Raw genomic sequence first — 1289 nt, 5'->3', positions numbered from 1 at the left:
CGTACAGCGCGGACCACGGGGCCCTCGCCGTTTCCGCCCTCCACCGCCACGAATAGCAGCCGACGGGTGACCGCCACGACGAAGGGCGGGCCGTCACGCCGCAGGGGGTGGCCGACGCGCACGGGGATCGCAGCACGCTCACGGACAGGGCGCCTGGTGAACACCAAACGCCCCCCTCACTCGTTCGGGTGAGGTTGAAGGGAAGCATTCCGGTGTGACGGCGGTGGCTCGCGAGAATGCAGACGGCCGTCGCGGCCGGCGACGCGCCCCACAGCCGTCACCGACCCCTTCCGGACGGCCGTGAGGGGAGCTGCCGGCATGTTCGGGACGAGGGCACGACGGGCACTGCCGTACGCGTTGCCTGCCGGTTGGGTGCTCGCCGTGCTGCTCTACGAGCGGCTGCACGGCGAGAGCGGCCCGCAACTGGTGCAGCTGCTCGCCGCCGGGCCGGCCATCGCCTGCGCGGCCACCGGCCGCCGGGTGTGCGTGCTGCTCGGCGGCGCACTGTGCACGGCGCTGGTCCTCGCCCCGATGGGCCCGGCCGGCACCGGATACGACGCGCAGACCCGGTTGGCCACCTGCGCCACCGTTCTCGCCGTGGTGACGGCGAGCTACCTCACCGCCGGACGGCGGCTGCGGCTGCAACGCGAACTCGAGCACACCCGCGAGATCGCCGCCGCCGTGCAGCGGACACTGCTGCGACCGCCCCCGGAACGGATCGGCCCGCTGCGCCTGTCGGCGGCGTACGTCTCCGCGACGAGGGGGGCCGCTGTCGGCGGTGACCTCTACGAGGCGGTCGACACCGGTCACGGCGTCCGCATCGTGATGGGCGACGTCCGAGGGCACGGACTGCCCGCGGTGGGCGCGGTCGCCGCGCTGCTCGGCTGCTTCCGGGAGGCAGCCCACGAGGAGGACGAGCTGGGCGGTGTGCTCGCCAGGATGGAGCGGGCCCTGCACCGGCGGCTGCGCACCGGCGACGGCCTCCGCGACGAACCGGGCGCCGCCGAGGAGTTCGCCACCGTGCTGCTGGCGGAGGTGCGGCCCGACGGCACGGCACTGCTGCTCAACTGCGGGCACCCCTGGCCGTACCGGCTGCGCCGCGAGGGCGGCGGCTTCGGCGTCGAGAAGGTCAGCGCACTCGGGCCGCTGCCGCCGTTGGGGGTGCTCGCCCTGCCGGACCCGCTGCCGACGCCGCTGCGCCTTGCGCTCACCCCGGGCGACACGCTGTTCCTGCACACCGACGGAGCCGAGGACGCCCGCGGCAGGGACGGCCGGCCCTTCCCGCTGCG

General features: G+C 75.2%; 1 protein-coding gene. It reads left to right on the top strand.

The window, feature by feature from the left end; all coding sequences use genetic code 11:
- Window positions 1–318: 318 nt before the first annotated feature.
- Window positions 319–1289, top strand: a 971-nt coding sequence (locus ACYVE9_RS25055; protein ID WP_461030173.1) for a PP2C family protein-serine/threonine phosphatase, incomplete at its 3' end; no start/stop codon positions are given.

The organism is Streptomyces sparsus, assembly GCF_054776295.1.
Note: the sequence above shows the minus strand (reverse complement) of the source record. Positions and strands in the feature narration are given on the sequence as shown.